This is a genomic window from Microcoleus sp. CAWBG58 (genome assembly GCF_020883045.1).
Classification (GTDB): Bacteria; Cyanobacteriota; Cyanobacteriia; order Cyanobacteriales; family Microcoleaceae; genus Microcoleus.
Window position 1 is genome coordinate 26,684 of the sequence record NZ_JAHRFA010000039.1, and the last position, 19,455, is coordinate 46,138.

Sequence of the window (19,455 nt, forward strand, 5' to 3'; positions counted from 1 at the left end):
TAAGGGAATAATAACAGGGTAAGTCGGTTGACACGCTCAGCTAGCTGGTTAACTATTGTACCGCTTGGGGAGATACAGCGCGACTTTTGAGAATTTTTCAATTAGGGGTTGCGCTATTTAGGGTTTTGCGTGTAGAATAAAAGGCTGTTGTTGTCAGTGGGTCAAAACCACAGCAGCAGCTTCACGAAAGGGGGTGTGGCGGAATGGTAGACGCTACGGACTTAAAATCCGTTGACCCGAAACGGTCGTGTGGGTTCAAGTCCCTCCACCCCCATTAAATTTAAGTTGAGAAAGCGCGATCGAACCCTCCGGAGCGAACGAGTGCTGTCCCCGCGATCGAGCCTTCGGGAGCAAACAAACACGACGGCGCCACGTGCAATATTAGGCTGCAACTGGCAAAGTAATCACAAATTCCGTACCGTCTCCTATTTGAGAATTCATCTCAATTTTGCCTTGATGCTTGGCAACGATTTGATAGGAAATAGCCAATCCCAATCCAGTGCCTTTGCCGATCGACTTTGTAGTAAAAAACGGGTCAAATATCTGTTGGGCAGTGGCTGCGGTAATTCCCGGCCCATTATCCCGAATCTTGACAGTGATAGCATTATCTGCCGTAACTTCCGTGCAGATCCAAATCGTTGGTGAAAACGCTCTGTCTGCCTTTTTTAGCTCCTCCAGCGCATCAATTGCATTGCCGAGTACGTTCATAAATACTTGATTCAGTTGCGCTCCATAGCACTCAACCGGAGGCAAATTAGCGTATTCTTTAATAACTTCGATACCTTGTTTGAGTCGGTGATTGAGAATTATCAGGGTGCTGTCTATTCCTTCGTGAATGTCCGCAGGTTTCATGTAACCGTCGTCTAAACGGGAAAAGTTACGCATGGATACAACAATTTCGCGAATGCGATCGGCTCCCATTTTCATCGAAGCAAGCGTTTTTGGCAAATCTTTGCTGAGAAAGTCCAATTCAATGTCTTCGATGCAGTCTTTAATTTCATCCGGTGGGTTGGGATAGTATGCTTGATAGAGAGCTACCAAGTCTGCCAAATCTTGGATGTATCTATTAGCATGGTCAATGTTACCACCGATGAAGTTGACGGGATTGTTGATTTCGTGGGCGATCCCTGCCACCATTTGACCGAGAGACGACATTTTTTCAGTCTGAATTAATTGGGATTGAGTTTCTTTTAGTTCTTGTGTATAATCGCTAACTCGCTGAATCAATTCATTGAAAGAAGCCGCTAAAACTCCGATTTCGTCTTCAGTTGTGACTGGTACTTGCAGGTTAAAATTAGATTCGCGGGCTACTTGCTGGGCTACGTTAGTCACGCTTTCGAGGGGTTGGGCAATGGCGCGGCTCGTTTTGTCCGCCAGTAACACGGCGAGGAGTCCGGAAATTACCATACTCCCGAGAATAATTCGGTTTCGCAAACTTTCAGCTTCTTCTAATGCTTCTACCCCTTGCAGTTTTTGAATTTCTACGGTAGCAATTAATTGGGTTAAATGGTCGGAAAGTGTATCTAGTACGATCGCCTCTTCGCCGCTGCGATTTCTCAACAATTGTAGCTGTGCCGACTCGATGCGGTTAGCTTCCAAATGCCACACTTCGGCTTCTTTTAATTGCAGTTTAGTTAGCCGATCGTAATAATCGATCACCATCGCATACCTTGGCAATATTGACTGCAAATCTTTCTCTTGTCTTGCTAGCCAGTCGGGATTTTCGATCGCAAAAACTTGTAATTCCGCAATCAGAATTTTCGCCTGATTGATTTGCTGGACAAACCGATCGTGTTCGTATTGCAGCCACACCGTGTTTCCCAAAACTGCCGGGAATCTCGCTGCGTGCGATCGGGCTTCAAATATGCTATTTTGCAAATTTTGCAACAGTTGCTGTTGTTGTTGAGCAACATTTACCTGAATTAAAGCTTGCTTGCGAAAGTAGTCTCCCACTTTCAGGCCCGCACCCGTTCCCAAAATCGCTATGCCGATAGCCAAAGCATAGCCATAGCTGATTTTTTGGCCGATCCGCAAATGGTTGAATCGTTCCCTTAGCCAGTTTAAATTAATAAATCTATGGTGTAACAATTTTTTCTGAGCAGAGTTTGCTGGCTCTACTTTGCTATCTTGGGGCTGAGTGTCGGTCAATAATAACATCGAAAGTTCCTCCCAAACAAATCAGGAGTAGTTGACATCCTGCACAATTTTTTGCAATATCGAGAAACAGCATAAACCTGTATTTCTCAGTTAATCAGTAGATTTGTTGAAAAATTATAATACTTCGTATTCTACTCCTAAAAAAACGATAGGGAGATACGATAATTTTTCGGATTTTTAACTTTTTCGTTTTCTAGGCTGACAGTTAGTTGAGTACAAAATGTCAAACTAATCTTTCTATTGAATTTGCCAGATCAATTGCTATTTGAGCTGCCAGCCGACGCGATTTACCCCATAACGCCTTAATTATCTCTGTTCTTAGACAAAAGTGTTTGTGATCTGTATCAACAATTTATGTGATTATACGCAACTTTACAAAAATCATAAAAAAAGCTACAGTATTTTCACTTACTTAGTTAAGGATACAAGCTCTAACTACGGGTTCTTCCGGTTTTTTTTGCCAGTTCTAGGTGGGATTTCAGCAATTTTGCGAAAATATCGTCGCTGTCAGTAAATCCATAAGCTTGCATTACATTGGCGATCGACCTTAAAATACAGTTTATAAAGTTAGCTAGTTGTTTCTTCAAAAAACTTATTATAAAATTGAGTAATTCCCCACTGTTTTGGCAACTTTTTTTACTTCGGTACTATAAAATAGTAAAATCGAAACACCATCGCATTTCTCATCCCTAAACATTTTCTCTTTTAATCGTGGAGCACGTGTAATCATGGTAAAGTCTCAGTATGAGGGATATTCCGTCGGCAAAAAACACACTTTCGCACTCAGGGAAAACTTCGGGAATGCCAAAGTGTATGCACAAAATGCACAATCAGTGCTTAACAAAGCTACTGGATTTATCAGTGCTTACGATTTCACGCTAAATCCTTATCGGGGCTGTCAGTACGGATGCAGCTATTGTTATGCTGCTGCTTTCAGCCCGAATTCACAGATGCGAGATGATTGGGGAAATTGGGTAATTATCAAGCAAAATGCAGTGGCAATTATTAAGAAAGAGTTAGAACGTTGGCACAAGAAAAACCCCGATCGCCCACCGACAATTTACATGAGTAGTGTCACAGATCCGTATCAGCCAATTGAATCGAAAGAACAACTAACTCGGCATTTGTTAGAAGTCATGGTTCCCTATCAGCCGACGCTGGTTATCCAAACTCGCAGTCCTATGATAACTAGAGATATCGATATTTTACAGCAATTCCAGCGATTGCGAATCAACATGAGCATTCCAACTGGTAGCGAAAAAGTGCGGAAAGATTTTGAACCAAAATCGCCGAGTATTCCTGCAAGACTTAAAGCTATTGCCAAACTGAAATACAGCTTTCCTTATCAAGAAAATTGCGAAGTCAGATTTTCTATAACTGTGACCCCACTACTACCTACCCTACCAGAAGATGAAGGTAATTTTATTAGCAAGCTAGAAGTTGTCGATCGGGTAGTGATTCAAGATTTTCATGCCAGCAACGAGCGATCGCTAATTGCGTCAACGCGCTCAGAAGCATTAGCTCTTAAACAAAAGTACGCTTGGTGGTACAATAGCGAACAGCAGAGTTATCGCAAGTTTAAAAATAAACTCAAGGCGATGCTCCCGGATGTTGAAATCATGGAAGGCAAAGAGGGATTTGGCTATGAATAATTTGGTAGCTAACTGGTGGCGTTCTCAAAAGTTTAACCAAGCCGTTAAGAGTCAAAATAATCGACTTGCCCAAAAACTGTTAAAAGAAATACAAAATTCAGGGGCAAAATTATCGTGGCAGGAGAAACTATATAAAGAATGGCTACAGCTTGAAAAATTACTGCAACAAAAAAATAACCGCCTCCAAGAAGGCGATCGGCGTTTAGCAGAGTTAGAAATGGAACTGGGGTTCGGAAAAATTGATGCCTTTCCCGGAGATATTGATGACTTAAGCTTATTGACTCCGGATACACAATTTATTGAAGTTATTTCACAAAGTTTCAAGCTTAAAGAATGCGATGCCAGCATGATTCAATGCACAGGGATTTATGAAAAAGTATTTGATAAGTTTGAACAACATTTAGCTGGATTTATCAAAAATGATCTGAATAATTTGAGTCGGCAAAAAACAAATTTTGATTCTTTACTTCAACAAGCTATTGACGATATACAAAAACTCAAAGAAGGACAAGATCCTCAATACAGTTTTGAGCTAAGTCCTCACATCTATTTAATGAGGTATTTCCTAGAGAACGTCTATTGTGCATATCTAGCTTGGTTTCTCATTTACAAAGCAGGATTATTACCAACTAAAGTCAATATCCTTGATATTGCCGCAGGGCCGGGGACAGTTGCCTACGGATTAGGTTTGTTCCTGCAAACTATTAACGACTTTTGTTTAATACCGCCAATGCACATATCCTATTACTCTTTGGAACAGCAAAAAGCTTTTCAATATCGCGGACTCCAATTTTGGCGGCAATATATGGAACCCCACGCGATCAATGCTTACTTTCGGTTTGACACTTCTAGTATCTTTGATGGTGAAAGTCAATCTAAAAAAATTCCTCAAAACTTTTTTGAGTTTATTGTAATTTCTCACTGTTTTTTTAACGATGAGGATAGAAGAGAAAAATCCCATCGAATTTATAAGGATATATTTACGAACTGCCTGACAGATTCTGGTTATGTTTTGCTAATTATTCAAGAAAAAAAGTTGATTAAACCTTACAATATTCGTCAAATTGATGATGACGGACAGGAGTTAAGCGTAGTAAAACAATTTGTTGACGATCTGGGGTTGAACTTAGTTTGGTATAAATATTTAAGTGCAACTGATAGCAGGAAATCCCTTCCTAACTTTGCAAAATTTGCTAGAGAAAGTTTACCTCTCCAGCAATTTATCAGTCCGCTTTTTCGCCAGCATTTTAAGTTACATTATGACTTAAATTATAAACTTGACGACTATGTGATATTGGCAAAAAATAATTTTAAATAAAGAAAACAAGTCTCACAAATCTTGACCAAATAAGTTTCAATTTTAATTTAAATTAGAAAAATCTGTGCTTCTAAATTCGACTGACAAACCTACAAATAAATTTCAAAATGGTTGGCACGGCTGCCTCAATTTAGCCTACGCAAACCGCTCCGGCGCCACTCAAATTATTCACAATCAAATGCAAGCGCCCCTCAAGGTGCAGCGTCCGTTTTATCCTGAAGGGAAAGAGGTTTGTCACAGCGTAATTTTGCACACGGCTGGGGGAGTTGTCGGGGGCGATCGCCTTTCGCTCAATTTCCACCTCCAAGAAAACGCCAAAGCCTTAATCACCACCGCTGCGGCTGGTAAAATTTATCGCAGCAGCGGACAGTTAGCGCAACAAGATATTGACATTCAACTAGATACTGGCGCTCATTTGGAATGGCTTCCCCAGGAAACCATCGTTTTTGACGGCGCAATTTACCGACAAGATTTACGGGTAGAATTAGCACCGCAAGCCAGTATTTTGCTGTGGGAAATTACGCGGTTCGGACGCAGTGCTAGGGGCGAAAAGTTCTTGTCTGGAGAATGGCGATCGCACACCGAAATCTGGCAAAAAAACAGCCCTCTGTGGATTGACAGACAATGGCTCAAAGGTGGGGGCGAAATGCTCGAAAGCGCTCACGGCTTAGCAGGAAAACCCGTAGTTGCTACCCTCGCTTGGATCGGCGAACCAGTCACAGCCCAGATGCTGGAAAAAGTGCGAGCTTTGCGGTGCGAAGATACAATTTATTCCGGATCTGTAGCCGTTAATTCTGCTGCCGGCGTTACTCGCATTCCCAACGGTTTGCTGTGCCGATATCGCGGTTCGTCCACCGCTGCCGCCAGAGACTGGTTTGTCGCCATTTGGCAATTGCTGCGCTTGTCTTTTTCAGGACGCCCTTGCTGTTTGCCCAGAGTTTGGATAAAATAGCATTCTATTTTAGTTTCACCTAGTTTCTGTTTCCGCTGCAACACATCAAATGCAATACCCGCCCCCAGTACCCGACAGACAAATTCTTGCGATTGACATTCGTCATGACAAATATAGCCGATTTAAGTCAGAAATATGCGATCGGCAAAAAGTCGTTTTCGGTTCTTTGCTAAAGTCCAAAAACAAAAGGATAAATCACCTTGACACAAACCAGATGTTAACACTATCTTGAGTCATGGGATGTAATTACCGATGATTTGCCACCGCTGATAGTTGAACTTGAATAAATAATGCGATCGCACTTAAAAGAATAAAAATGCAACTCACCCCCCAAGAAAAAGACAAACTGCTGATTTTCACCGCCGCCCTGCTAGCAGAGCGTCGCAAACAAAGAGGTTTAAAATTAAACTATCCAGAAGCCCTAGCCTACATTTCCGCAGCGATCTTAGAAGGAGCAAGAGATGGTCTCACCGTCGCCGATTTAATGAGTTACGGTACAACTCTCCTGACGCGGGAAGATGTGATGGAAGGCATACCGGAAATGGTGCATGAGGTGCAAGTTGAGGCGACTTTTCCCGACGGAACTAAGTTGGTGACAGTGCACGATCCAATTCGTTAAATAATATTTAAACCCACAGACTCGCAGGAGACAGATATGATTCCGGGAGAAATGATTGTTTCAGACGGTGAAATTGAGCTAAATGCCGATCGCCCAACAGTGCGGTTGCTGGTTGCAAATACGGGTGACAGGCCCATTCAAGTTGGTTCTCACTATCACTTTTACGAAGCGAACGAAGCCTTAGAATTTGAACGAGAACAAGCAAAAGGAATGCGGTTGGATATCCCCGCAGGTACAGCAGTGAGATTTGAGCCGGGAGATGAAAGAGAAATTCAATTAGTACCGTTTGTGGGTAGCCGTCAAGTCTACGGCTTTAATGGAAAAGTGAACGGTCATCTGGAAGGTTAAGTATGAAAGCAGAAAATCGTTTGCAAGTGTTGAATGTTGAATTGGGAATTTGTTAACTTAAAACTCATCCCAGTTAAAATAATGCAACTTTAACCTCGCAATCCCAACCAGGATCGCGCTCGGTCATCCTATGGAAAAGCTAAAATCAAAATGGTATCACTTACCAGAAAGAATTGGTTGAAAGCCTCTCCCCGATCGGGAGAAATTAAAATCAGACTATTCATTACTCCAATTCTCTTCCTTCTAGGTAGAGGTCGCTCTCCTTCGGTCAACTGTCAACTGCCAACTGTCAACTGTTGAACAGCACTACCCCTGGAGAGTGACAAAGCAATGTCAAAAAAATTCTCTGCATAAGTGTATAAATGCCTTTCTTTTGTTAGTGAAACCTCAGACTTTTGAGCGAGTTAAAATCGGCAGTTTGCGATCGATATTGGTATTCAAAACCGCAAACATACACAGCAAAAGCGCATGATGAATCCAAAATTAGTTGACCAGATCAAACAGATGTTGAAGCAGAGTTTGCTTGCAACGTCGAGGCGTATCTGGAGAACCCCGTTAGATCGGCGTACCAGCATCAAATTATTAGATAACAGCATCGTTTACAAACAGCAGCACGAACCTGTCAACATACCTGCATTAACTTCAGTAAATGGAGTACCTTCTCGGTTTTTTACCACAGAAAAAACCGTGTCTTTTGACCCGGATTATGTGTGGAAAATTTCCGTGAATAAACAAGTAGAGGCTCTAACTATTTGTACGTCTGGAAACACGCTGCTAAATCACAAATTGCTGTTAGACCTAGATTTTCGGATTAGCGGCGCGGGTATTCTGGAATGGCCTTATAAACCCCACCAAATTACGTATCCGCTGGTAGTTGCTCCTTGGTCGCATTTGTGGTGCAGTTATTACGATTATGTAATTTTTGTACTGGCAAAACTTTGTAGGATTGAGGAGGCTTTAGGTAAGGAAATTTGGCAAGAAGCCAAAATTTGTTATCCTTTGCGTTATACAGATTTTGAATTAGATTTTCTGACAAAACTCGGTATTCCTAAAAGCTCGCTAATCGACTCTCGGGCTGGAGATACAGCATATCATGCAGAAAGTTTAGTATTAGGAAACAATCAAGATTGGTATTTCCCCAGTCCTTACGATATAGAGCTTTTGCGGAATAAATTCTGTATTAAGGAAAATGTCAAGCCTTACAGAAAATTGTATCTTTCTAGAAGCGGGCGGCGCCAGGTTAAAAATGAGGCACAAGTACGAGAGGTGTTGAAAGAGTTTGATTTTGAAATTTTGGAAGATATCTCGCGCACTGTGGATGAACAAATTCGCCTGTTTGCAGAAGCAGCGGTGGTTGTTGGCCCTCACGGCGCTGGTTTTACAAATTTGTTGTGGTGTCAGCCTGGAACGAAAGTATTGGAATGCTTTTATGGCGGGTACACGCCGCCGTTTTTCTATTACATTTCCCAGATATTGGGATTAGAATACTCCCGTATGGTTGATAACAGCGACGATTCGGAAGATTGGAGTTTAATTAGCGTGGATATGACGGTGGATGTGGAGGTTTTGAGAAGGGAAGTCAAGAAAATGCTGGAATGAATTTACAAATCGACAAATGGGGCGATCGCACAAATATTGTAAATATTTGCTAACTTAGATTGAGTAACTCTGGGCATAGTATAATTTAAGCGAGCCTCAACTGCCAACTAAAAAATTATTTATATTAGGAGAAAGCATGAGTTACAGAATGGATCGTCGCGCTTACGCGGAAACCTTCGGGCCGACAACGGGCGATCGCGTGCGGTTAGCTGATACTGAGTTATTCATAGAAGTTGAGCAAGATTTCACAACCTACGGGGATGAAGTTAAGTTTGGCGGCGGTAAAGTCATTCGCGATGGCATGGGACAGTCGCCTATTTCTAATGCTGATGGTGCTGTTGATACGGTAATTACTAATGCCTTGATATTGGATTGGTGGGGTATTGTCAAGGCAGATATTGGGATTAAAGATGGCAAAATTTTTAAAATTGGGAAAGCCGGAAATCCTTACATTCAAGATAGGATAGATATTATTATCGGGCCCGGAACGGAAGTAATTGCTGGTGAGGGAATGATTCTGACGGCGGGGGGAGTTGATACTCACATTCATTTTATTTGCCCGCAACAAATCGAAGTGGCGATCGCCTCTGGAGTCACTACCATGATCGGCGGCGGCACTGGCCCAGCAACGGGTACAAACGCTACAACTTGCACTCCGGGGCCTTGGCATATGTACAGAATGCTGCAAGCCGCCGATGCTTTCCCGGTGAATCTGGGATTTTTAGGTAAGGGAAATAGCAGTCAACCTCAAGGTTTAGTCGAGCAAGTTTTGGCCGGTGCAATGGGTTTGAAGCTTCATGAAGATTGGGGAACTACGCCAGCAACGATCGACAATTGTTTGAATGTAGCTGAGGAGTACGACGTGCAGGTGGCAATTCACACAGATACTCTGAATGAAGCGGGATTTGTGGAAGCTACAATTGCTGCGTTTAAAAATCGGGCTATTCACACTTACCACACAGAAGGTGCTGGCGGCGGACACGCACCGGATATTATTAAAGTGTGCGGCCAAGCTAATGTTTTGCCTTCGTCTACTAATCCGACTCGCCCTTATACTGTCAACACTTTGGAAGAACATTTAGATATGTTGATGGTTTGCCACCATTTGGATCGGGGGATTCCTGAGGATGTGGCTTTTGCTGAGTCGAGAATTAGAAGGGAAACTATTGCTGCTGAGGATATTTTGCACGATTTGGGTGCTTTTAGTATGATTTCTTCTGATTCTCAGGCCATGGGAAGAGTTGGAGAAGTGATTATTCGGACTTGGCAAACGGCGCATAAGATGAAGGTGCAAAGGGGGAATTTACCCCCCCTAGCCCCCCCTTACCAAGGGGGGAATTTACCCCCCCTAACCCCCCCTTACCAAGGGGGGGGAATAGAGGGAGGAAATGATAATTTTCGGGCGAAGCGGTATATTGCAAAATATACAATTAATCCGGCGATTACTCACGGAATTAGTCAGTATGTGGGTTCGGTGGAAGAGGGTAAGTTGGCGGATTTGTGTTTGTGGCGGCCGGCGTTTTTTGGGGTGAAACCGGAGTTGGTAATTAAGGGTGGTGCGATCGCCTACGGGCAGATGGGAGACGCTAATGCGAGCATTCCGACGCCGCAGCCGGTGCATATGCGGCCGATGTTTGGCAGCTTTGGGGGGGCAATTGGGGCGACTTGTTTGACGTTTGTTTCGCAGGTGGCGCGCGATCGAGACATTGCAGCACAGCTCGGTTTACAAAAGCCAACTGTAGCAGTTTCCGGGACACGGCAGATTAGTAAAAGAGATATGAAACTCAACGATTATTTGCCGCACGTGGAAGTCGATCCAGAAACCTATGAAGTGAGGGCGGATGGACAATTGTTGACTTGCGAACCGGCAACTGTTTTGCCAATGGCGCAGAGATATTTTCTGTTTTGATTGGTTGTCCAGCCTCATCAAAACAATTCCAAAATCCCGTAGGGGCGGCTTCACCAACCATCTATGAAATCCACAAACAATCTCATAAACCCGCCCCAGCCCCGCGATTATTTACATGAACATTTCGCAATAAATGATGGTAGATTTGTATTGTGGGTGGCGCGGGGGCGGGTTTATGAAATTATTCATTTTTACCGTAAATTGTTGGTGAACCCGCCCCTACAAATTTGGTTTCAATAGCCTCATCAAAACAATTCCAAAATCCCGTAGGGGCGGCTTCACCAACCATCTATGAAATCCACAAACAATCTCATAAACCCGCCCCATCCCCGCGATTATTTAGATGAACATTTCGCAATAAATGATGGTAGATTTGTATTGTGGGTGGCGCGGGGGCGGGTTTATGAAATTATTCATTTTTACCGTAAATTGTTGGTGAACCCGCCCCTACAAATTTGGTTTAATAAGATAACAAATTGTTCTAACACGGCAAATTATGAATTACCAATTACAATTACCAATTACCAATTAAGCTTATGCTATATTTAGCCCAAATACAAAAAAAGGAAATTTCAGATGAGATAAGTCTGCAATTGCTGGCTTGTCAAAATTCTGATGAGACATGGGCTATGGTTTTTCAAGAAGCTGTCTTGACGCTACCGCCAGATTGCGATCGCAATGTTTTAAATGAAGGGATGCTAGTATTAGCAGATATTGGCGAAAATAGCAAGATTTTGTTGCATATTCAAACGGCTACAAACTGGGTGCTAGAATTAGTTCAGAAGTATTTAACAACAGGCTTTACTCCCGATTTTTTGCAACAAGAAGCCCAGAAGGCGGAAGGGTGGCGGCAATCTCTCACCTTGCAAAGTCAAGAGTTGTCTCGCCGCTTTATCGAAGTTGAAGCCCGCCGCGAACAAATTCAAAATTTAGAGGCCAAACTACAACAGGAAAAGGAATTGCTCGAAAGTACGATCGCCCAATTGAAGGCAGACAATTGAACACAAAATTTGAAAATTAGAGCCCGCCGAATATAATTCGGGGCTATACAAACAAAGTCCGCCTACGCGGACTAAGATCGAAGGAATATGATTGAGCTAAAGCACTTTGGACTTGATCCAAGCGGCGGGGAGACACAGCAGTTTCTGAGAATTGGTAACGTAGGCCCGCTTCTGAAACACATCATACTGATTGCGCTCGATCGCATTTAAGATCTTACTGTACAGCATTGTCGCAGCCCAAACTGTCCAGCGGATATCGGGACTCAGCACTTTAATTCCCGGTTCGGCGCTGGCGTATAATTTGCGAGCTCGCTGAATTTGAAAGCGCATCAATTCCCGCCAGCGGTTGTCAATTACACCGTTGAATAAGTCTTCCTCAGTGTAGTTAAACAGCGCTAAGTCTTCTAAGGGAATGTAAATGCGGCCGCGGCGGGCGTCTTCTCCCACATCGCGCAGAATATTCGTCAACTGCTTGGCTATACCGAGGGCGACGGCTTCTTCTTTGGGAATTCTATTCCCCCAGTGCCAATTCCAATTAGCAGCGGAGTTGGATTCGTCTACGCCCATCACAGACATCGACATCAGCCCGACAGTGCCGGCTACTCGGTAACAGTAAAGATTGAGCTCTTCAAAAGTTTCGTAGCGACTGCGGTACAAGTCCATTTGCTGGCCCGCAATCATCTCTCGAAACGGCTGAATGTCGATCGGGAAACGAGACAGCGTATCCACCAAAGCCACGTCATAATCATCGTGGGGATGGCCCGCAAACACAGATTCTAGGCGTTTTTCCCACAAATTTAGCGTTTCAGGGGTCGTAGCCTCAGAACCAGGCCCGTCTACGAGTTCGTCGGTGCGGCGGCACCAGACGTAAATCGCCCAGATTGCCCGACGCTTGGCTTCGGGCATGAGTTGAGTGCCTAAATAAAAATTTTTGGCATAACTCGCTGTGACTTGGCGGCACAGTTCGTAGGATTCATCCAAAGAGGCCAGAGTTCTCATGCACTGGAGTTTTGACAGTTGCAGCATCCGAGAATAAGAAATTTAAAGATTAGAACTGACATTCCCCCGTTGAGACAACAGGAGATTCTTTTACGTCTTGAGGACTTACGCATCTGAACAAAGAAACTGGGTTTTTGAACCGAGATTGAGGGTTTTAAGCAAATATTTTGGCTAAAAACCCGGTTTCTGGTCGCCCGTGCGTCAGCCCCAGTCTTTATGAAAAATTCTTAATTTTTCATTTTTTATTGGCAGTTGAAATAGCCTGCGCTGTCAGCTTACCAGAAAGCACGGCACCTTCCATACTCGCAAGATAACGCTGCATTGTATAATCCCCCGTTAGATAGAAATTGCTAATCGGAGTTGTTTGCGAGGGACGGCATTCCTGGCGTCCGGGGGTGGCTTTGTAGACGGAACGTGGGGTTTTGACTACGTGATATTTGAGCACCTTGGCGGGTTCTGGGATTTGGTCGGGAAAGAGTTTTTCTAACTCGACCATTGTGGCTGCGACGATATCTTCGTCGGATTTGCCTATCCAGTCCTTTGCCGGTGCGAGTACCAATTCCAGCATGGATTTGTCTGGGTTGGCATATTCGCGGCAGGTGTTGCTCATGTCGGCGTAGACGCTCAGCAAGGGCGATCGCGAGAACAGCAAATGGTCGATATCTGTCAGCTTGCGATCGAACCACAAGTGTACATTAATCACCGGTACTCCCTCCAAACCTTCGAGCTTTTTGAAATAAGCCATTTCGCCCCAAGGTTTTGGCATCATCAGCTTCAGCGGGTCAACCGGCATCGCCGAAACGTAAGTATCGGCCGTCAGAATTTCTGACTGTGCCCCCTTGACGCCGCCAATCTGGAAACCGCGCACCGTGTTGTCATCATTGAGCAAAAACTCTCTGATGGGTGCATTCAGCCGGACTTCGCCACCGCGTTCAGTTATGTAGTCTACCATCGGCTGGCACAACCTCTCCGTAGGGGAACCGTCTAAAAAGGCCATTTTCGAGCCTTTTGTCTCTTGCAAGAAGCGGTTGAGGGCTGTCAGCAGAATGGTTGCAGATATTTCGTGGGGATCGATGAAGTTGAGCGCCTTGGACATGGCGATGAATACTTCTTTTTCGACTCTGGGGGGGACATTTTGCTTTTTCAGCCAGTCTGAAAAAGAGTATTTGTCCATTTCTTCGACGTATTTCTGGCCTTGAAGTATCGCCGGAATCAAACCAATGCCGAAACTGATTTTTTCGGCCCAGGTGAGCATATCGTTGTTTCTGAGGATAGCCACAAGGCCATTCAACGGAGCCGGAATATTGGGAAAATCAAAGCGAGAATAGGTTCCGGGAGTTTCTGGCTGATTGAAAATCATGGAATGTTCTTTCCATTGCAGCCTGTCTTCAATGTCAAGTTCTTTGAAGAGTTTCAGCATATTTGGGTATGCACCGAAGAAGATGTGGAGGCCGGTTTCGTACCAGTCGCCGTCTGCATCTTTCCAGGCGGCTACTTTACCGCCGAGTACGTCCCGACTTTCTAGGAGGATGGGGGTGTGACCCGCATCGGTAAGATATTTAGCGCAGGAAAGTCCTGCTAAGCCTGCTCCGGCGATCGCAACTCGCATTTGATACTACTTGGCCTCTGTGTTCGCTTCGTTTTCATTATACTTTACAACTCGTTACAATATTTTGGGGAAATCTATAGGGAAACGGCACTGCCGTGTCCGGTGCGGGGACTCAGAAACCGGGTTTTTGCCAGAAAACTTGGTAACACAATCCAAAAACCCCAAACAACCCGGTTTCTTTGGTATGTGTGCGTAATTCGCGATCGACGAAAATTTAGTAAGTTTTGTTATTATAAACTAAGAATGAATTTTGATAAATCAATTAAGTTTATGGTACAAACAATTCAAGCTCGAAATGTCACGATGTACGACTTGAGAACAAAATTTGGAATTAAATTAGTCAGAGATGACCAATTCTTTCGCGAGTGGCAGGATAATTTGCCAGAAATCTCAGAAGCTGAGAAACAGCGATTAGACAGAGTGCAAGCCAGTTACACAAATTTGCTAGAATATCCCCCGCTTCTAGAAAATACAGTCAAAATGGTAGTATTGTCTCCATTATTAGACTTGGCTGATTTTTATCTTGCTCCTTTTCACGTTACTTCAGAAAAGTCTGTAGAAATTATTGACGAAGATGAAGGAATGATTGTCAGGGGACAGTTGGATGTTTTAGCCTTGTTTCAGGAGTTTTGGGTAGTAGTTATCGAGTCCAAGAAAGCCGCGTTCTCTTTGGAAGTAGGGATTCCGCAGTTGCTAGCTTATATGTTAGCTAATCTGAAGAGCGATCGACCTACTTACGGATTGTTAATGAATGGGGCAGATTTTCTATTTGTCAAATTAGTTAAGGGGGAAACACCGCAGTACGCTTTTTCTCGGAAGTTTTGCCTTTTAAATCCAGGGAACGAGTTGTACACCGTGCTGAGTATTTTGAAGCGCCTCGGCGAGTTGAATGTGGGTAATCTGGCTTAGTCGGGGAATCAGAAACCGGGTTTTTTTCCGAAAGTCTTTGGTTTTCACCCACAGATTCAGTAAAAAACCCGGTTTCTTTGGTTGGAGTGCATAAGTCTTGAAATGGATGATTTCAGGAGGTTCCCCAGTTATACCGCAAAGGTGCGATAGGCCGCTAATGCTGCATCTTTCACGGTTTCTGGCACAATGGGAAAAGTAGTCAAAATATACGCAAATTCGGCTTCGGTTAATCCGTAAAGGTGGGCGATGATGCCATCTAATTCCGCTCGCAATTGATAGCGTTTTGTTTCATCGGTAACACCTTCTCGGTGGGAGTTTAAGCCGACTTCTCGGGCTAATTCGTCAAATTCTGGGGTGGTGCAGATCAGTTTGGCGGCGCGCTGTACGATGTCGGTGAAGTATTTGTCACCTGATGTTAATCTTGGGACAGGCATTTGATAAATGAAGAAAAAGGTAAGATTTGTCGTTACTCGCTGTCTAAAAGCACAATCAATTACATAGCTATTCATCACTGACATAAAAAATAGTTCAGCTTGACAATCAGGTTGTAACTGTTCGCTATATCTGATGACCGCTGTTGGCAACTTATGATTGCAAAAAACTTCTCTTGGCAACATAGTCATAATCATTGTTCGAGAATCGGTGTTTCTAGCAATATCTCTAAATGCCAGACGATAAGTTTGATAATCTAGCTTTTGTCCTATGTCTGTTTCATTACGTTTCAATAATGCTTTGCGTCCTTCATCCTCATCTATCCAATACTTAGGTTTACCCCATAGATGAGTAAACTGATGAATCATCTTACCTTCATAAAGTGGCAGTCTCCCTTTCCCTGGTTCTTGCTTGAATAAATGACTGTCATTAGTCATGTGAAATTCGGCAGTTAACCGCAGATTCCATTTCCCCTCAATCTGTTCGCCAAGTAACGGGAATTGGAGCATTTTCTCAGCAATCCGAATATCTCCCTCATTTTTAAACTCCATCACCGACAGAGAATCAGGAGATAATTTCCGCACTAATTCAATACTAATTTGCAAGCTATCACCACTAGGAAACCTTTGCAGTTCATCCACATCAAGTCGCATAAAAGCAGACGGAAACTCAGTGGTTATCCCATCCTTCTCAAAAGTAAGGACAACTATTTTGAAACTCTTATGAACTCCTTCAAAAATTGTTTTACGATTTTCTAAACAAAATAACCCCGTGACTTGTGTTTGACTAAATAACATTTCCCGCAGTTGCTTCGTACCCAAGTCAGTGTAAATGCCGCTGGGAATCACAATCCCGCACTCGCCACCTCTGCGTAAGAGATTAAAACATTGCTCTACAAAAAGTTTGTAGAGATTAATATCCGTACCTGCTTTTTTACCATTGACAATTGAAATCTGATTTTTATACTGTTCTGCTGAACGATAGTAAGCACTAATGTGGGGAAAATTGCTCTGATATTCCAACCAAGCATTAGCAACTTCAGAATCTTGCAAGAGTTTCTTTTGCTCTTTTTCAAAGCTCTTAATATCCATCTTCTTTTTCGTTACTAAATTGCTATGATTAGCAAAAAACTCCTTAGCATCTGGCTTGAAAATTTCCCAAGGTGGATTAGCAATAATCGCATCAAAACCTCCCCGTTCTAAAATTCTATCGAAGTGATATCCCCAGTGAAACGGTTGCAATTTTGCAATATCATCAATACTTAAAACTCGTTTCTGCGGTTTCCCCGCTAACTGCACTTCTTCATACTTAATTTTCAGCCTGGTAAACTCATCAAACAATAACTGATTTAACTTGACTTGCGACTCCTGGTTTAACTTTTCAATATGCTGCCGCAAATTCAATAATCGCGATTCTTGAGAAGTTCCTTCCTGTTTCCCGGACTGAAAAGCGTGTTTTTTATACAAATCAATCGACTTATTCTTGTCTGCTAAAATTTTTTTGTAATTAGCAGAAGCTAAAATTTGCAGCAAATTACCTTGGCGCGAATTTCCTACAGAATCAAATCGTTCTTCATCCACCCGAATCAATCCAATTAATGAATTCCCCGCCATGATGTTAAAATCAATATTCGGCAATGGTTCCAATTCGCTAACATCGTGGGCGGCCGAAACTAAGGCTAAAAATAGTCGCAATTTCGCAATTTCCACTGCTTCGGGCATGATATCCACGCCGTAGAGATTGTCGCTAATAATCCGTTTTTTGATATAATAGTTGAGTGATGAATGCTCTGTTTCGATGGTTTTGAGTAAATCATTGAGATAATGGTCGGTTAAAAACTTGCTTGTACCGATGATAGTTGAATAGATGTAAATCAGCGTTTTCATCGCTGCGACTAAAAACGCGCCGGAACCGCAGGCTGGGTCTAATAATGTGAGGTTTGGGAGGATTTCTTCTAGCAGGCGGCGGCAGAGATTTGCGTCGAGATTGGTGAGGAGTTCGGTGATGGTTTCAAATTTATGAGAAGAACCCCCCCGGCCCCCCTTGCTAAGGGGGGAGAAAGAGGGGGAGGGGGAGGAAGAGTTGGAGGAGTTGAGGGATTGGTTGACTTTATCGAGGATTAGTTTGTTGATAGTGCGATCGCACAAATACTCTGTAATCTCCGGCCTGGTATAATAAGCACCAAAGGCTTTTTGGTTAATGTATTTCTCAAAGATGTATCCCAAAACCGCCGGATTAATCTCGTTTTCCTTCCCGCCCACCGTATCGTCGAGATTCCAAGAATAGCGCGCAAATAAATCTAAGATTTTCTCAAAAGCAACATCAGGTATAGAAATATTCGGATAATTCTGTTCGATAGAATGTTCCAGAAACAGTCCGCCATTCAAGTATTTAACATCGCCGATTAATTCTGTAACGCCTTCCGCCCGTAAATCCAGAGGCTTAGCAAATCCCTCAAAAAACAGTGTTGTCAAGAATTTCGAGTAAAATAAATCCGTTCCCCGCTGCTTGCTTTCGGCTAACTTTTCCTGCAAATACATCAATCTGTCATTGTCGATAAACCCTTTGCGCTGCAAAAAATAAACAAACATCAAACGGTTGAGTAAAACCGAAGTATACCAGCGCCTATCTGTTTCTTTGTCAATGCCGCGAATCGCATTCAAAAATTCAACGTGTTGCTGTTTAAACTCTTCAAAAAACTTCTTAGTAACTCCTTCGACATCCAAGCCAACCTGCAATCTTTGGAGGACACCAGTCAACCGCAGCGTTTCTAATTCTGCTAAATCAACTTTTAAAGCTGTCACCTTACTCAACAACAAATCGCAAGGTTCCCGTTTCACATATACATGATCGCGAGGATAAAGTTTTGTACCTTCGCGCTTCACCCAATACCAGAGAGATTTAGTGCGGTTTTGGTCAATAAAAATTAATAAGTTTTCGGCAGAGATTTGGACAATTTCGCGATAAATTGTCAGTCTTTTGGCTGCATTGGGAATGTTACCGATAGCGGTGGTAATTTCATATACAACTACTCCTAAAAGTTGGGCGATTTGTTTTCGGGAATAAGTCTCGCCTTCTATTTCTGCGGGTATGGTTTTGGGGGATGATGGATTATCCCAACCGAGTTTTTGGACGAATAGTTTGTTGAATTCAAAGTCTTGGAGAAGTTGACGGGATTGTTCGAGTGTTTGTGGCATGGTTAAGAAAGTTCGGCAACGGATTTTGTAGCGGATGTAACGGATGTTATGGGAATTGGGGGCGGGTGGTTAGAAACCGGGTTTTTGCGAGAATACTGGTTTATAATCCTTAATCTCGGAAAAAACCCGGTTTCTTGGCGTAGTCGATAAATCAGAAAGACGGAATTAATTAACTTGTAAAAAACTAAAAATATCTTCAACTCGTAATTGCCAATCGCCTAACACATTCAGAACTGGTATAATATCAGTGTCATATTTCACTTCTGGTAACTGATTTGGTTGAAATACCATCACAGAACGATCGTTAGGATCTATAAATAAACCTAATTTAGTTTGGTGCTGAATCGAAAAAATAATCTTATTAATTACACGATTAGGAGACTGTTCTGGTGACAAGATTTCAATCACCCAATCGGGATGACTTTCAAATCGATTTGCAATTTCTCCATTTTCATCAACAGGGATGCGAGGCCATTCAAAAACAGCAATGTCTGGTACTAAGGAACGTCCTCCAAATGTGCAGCGTAACTCAGTCAAAGCTAAGGCTAGTTTTCTGGGTTTACCCTGTTGATTAATCGTTGAGGCAAATTCAGTTTGAATCAGACTATGTTTTCCTTGAGGCATCGGTTTTTGATAAATTTGACCGTTGATGTATTCACTCGCAGGTTCGGTTTCTGATAAATTCAAGAATGCTGCCAGAGAAAGCTTGGATTTAGGCTCAATTGATAGCGTCATAATTTTAAAATAAAGCTAT

15 protein-coding genes and 1 tRNA gene are annotated in these 19,455 nt (G+C 43.0%); 11 read left to right on the plus strand and 5 right to left on the minus strand.

Features of this window, described 5'->3' with window-relative positions:
* The first annotated feature begins 189 nt into the window (after positions 1 to 189).
* Positions 190 to 274 (plus strand) — tRNA-Leu (locus tag QZ918_RS18330).
* Positions 275 to 381: 107 nt separating this feature from the next.
* On the opposite strand, the gene QZ918_RS18335 is transcribed toward QZ918_RS18330, so the two are convergent.
* Positions 382 to 2,157, minus strand: coding sequence for a sensor histidine kinase (locus QZ918_RS18335; protein WP_293337409.1), 1,776 nt, complete (start codon positions 2,155 to 2,157; stop codon positions 382 to 384).
* A gap of 728 nt (positions 2,158 to 2,885) precedes the next feature.
* Here QZ918_RS18335 and QZ918_RS18340 point away from each other — a divergent pair.
* From QZ918_RS18340 to QZ918_RS18380, 9 genes are all read left to right on the plus strand, one after another.
* Positions 2,886 to 3,809, plus strand: coding sequence for an SPL family radical SAM protein (locus QZ918_RS18340; protein ID WP_293337411.1), 924 nt, complete (start codon positions 2,886 to 2,888; stop codon positions 3,807 to 3,809).
* Positions 3,802 to 5,127, plus strand: a complete 1,326-nt coding sequence (locus QZ918_RS18345; RefSeq protein WP_293337413.1) for a photosystem II assembly protein — start codon at positions 3,802 to 3,804, stop codon at positions 5,125 to 5,127. The genes QZ918_RS18340 and QZ918_RS18345 overlap by 8 nt, the downstream gene beginning before the upstream one ends.
* Positions 5,128 to 5,191: 64 nt before the next feature.
* On the plus strand, positions 5,192 to 6,079 hold the full coding sequence (locus QZ918_RS18350) for an urease accessory protein UreD (protein WP_293153139.1): 888 nt from the start codon (positions 5,192 to 5,194) through the stop codon (positions 6,077 to 6,079).
* A 316-nt stretch (positions 6,080 to 6,395) separates the two neighbouring features.
* Positions 6,396 to 6,698 carry an urease subunit gamma gene (gene ureA, locus QZ918_RS18355; RefSeq protein WP_293255018.1) on the plus strand — a complete coding sequence of 101 codons (303 nt, stop codon included), beginning with the start codon at positions 6,396 to 6,398 and terminating at the stop codon, positions 6,696 to 6,698.
* Positions 6,699 to 6,734: 36 nt separating this feature from the next.
* Entirely contained in the window at positions 6,735 to 7,046 is a 312-nt protein-coding gene (locus QZ918_RS18360) for an urease subunit beta (protein ID WP_293153145.1), read from the plus strand.
* A 150-nt stretch (positions 7,047 to 7,196) separates the two neighbouring features.
* Positions 7,197 to 7,346, plus strand: a complete 150-nt coding sequence (locus QZ918_RS18365) for a hypothetical protein (RefSeq protein ID WP_293337415.1) — start codon at positions 7,197 to 7,199, stop codon at positions 7,344 to 7,346.
* A gap of 168 nt (positions 7,347 to 7,514) precedes the next feature.
* The gene (locus QZ918_RS18370; protein WP_293153148.1) at positions 7,515 to 8,645 is read left to right on the plus strand and encodes a glycosyltransferase family 61 protein; all 1,131 of its coding nucleotides are present in this window, start codon (positions 7,515 to 7,517) and stop codon (positions 8,643 to 8,645) included.
* Between the two features lie 136 nt (positions 8,646 to 8,781).
* Entirely contained in the window at positions 8,782 to 10,554 is a 1,773-nt protein-coding gene (gene ureC, locus QZ918_RS18375; protein ID WP_293153151.1) for an urease subunit alpha, read from the plus strand.
* A gap of 536 nt (positions 10,555 to 11,090) precedes the next feature.
* Positions 11,091 to 11,555 carry an HmpF-related protein gene (locus QZ918_RS18380; protein WP_293337417.1) on the plus strand — a complete coding sequence of 155 codons (465 nt, stop codon included), beginning with the start codon at positions 11,091 to 11,093 and terminating at the stop codon, positions 11,553 to 11,555.
* A 96-nt stretch (positions 11,556 to 11,651) separates the two neighbouring features.
* Here the strand turns inward: QZ918_RS18380 and crtB are convergent, their stop codons facing one another.
* Together crtB and pds are read right to left on the minus strand one after the other, a co-directional pair.
* On the minus strand, positions 11,652 to 12,581 hold the full coding sequence (gene crtB, locus QZ918_RS18385) for a 15-cis-phytoene synthase CrtB (RefSeq protein ID WP_293337419.1): 930 nt from the start codon (positions 12,579 to 12,581) through the stop codon (positions 11,652 to 11,654).
* 208 nt (positions 12,582 to 12,789) lie between these two features.
* A complete protein-coding gene (pds, locus tag QZ918_RS18390; RefSeq protein WP_293337421.1) occupies positions 12,790 to 14,163 on the minus strand; it encodes a 15-cis-phytoene desaturase in 1,374 nt (457 codons plus the stop codon).
* A 270-nt stretch (positions 14,164 to 14,433) separates the two neighbouring features.
* Here pds and QZ918_RS18395 point away from each other — a divergent pair, with 270 nt between their 5' ends.
* On the plus strand, positions 14,434 to 15,072 hold the full coding sequence (locus tag QZ918_RS18395; protein WP_293153163.1) for a restriction endonuclease subunit R: 639 nt from the start codon (positions 14,434 to 14,436) through the stop codon (positions 15,070 to 15,072).
* 128 nt (positions 15,073 to 15,200) lie between these two features.
* Here QZ918_RS18395 and QZ918_RS18400 read toward each other — a convergent pair whose 3' ends face one another.
* Both QZ918_RS18400 and QZ918_RS18405 read right to left on the minus strand, forming a co-directional pair.
* On the minus strand, positions 15,201 to 18,701 hold the full coding sequence (locus QZ918_RS18400; RefSeq protein ID WP_293337423.1) for an Eco57I restriction-modification methylase domain-containing protein: 3,501 nt from the start codon (positions 18,699 to 18,701) through the stop codon (positions 15,201 to 15,203).
* 165 nt (positions 18,702 to 18,866) lie between these two features.
* Complete coding sequence (locus QZ918_RS18405) at positions 18,867 to 19,436, minus strand: Uma2 family endonuclease (RefSeq protein ID WP_293153169.1); 570 nt, start codon at positions 19,434 to 19,436, stop codon at positions 18,867 to 18,869.
* Positions 19,437 to 19,455: the final 19 nt, after the last annotated feature.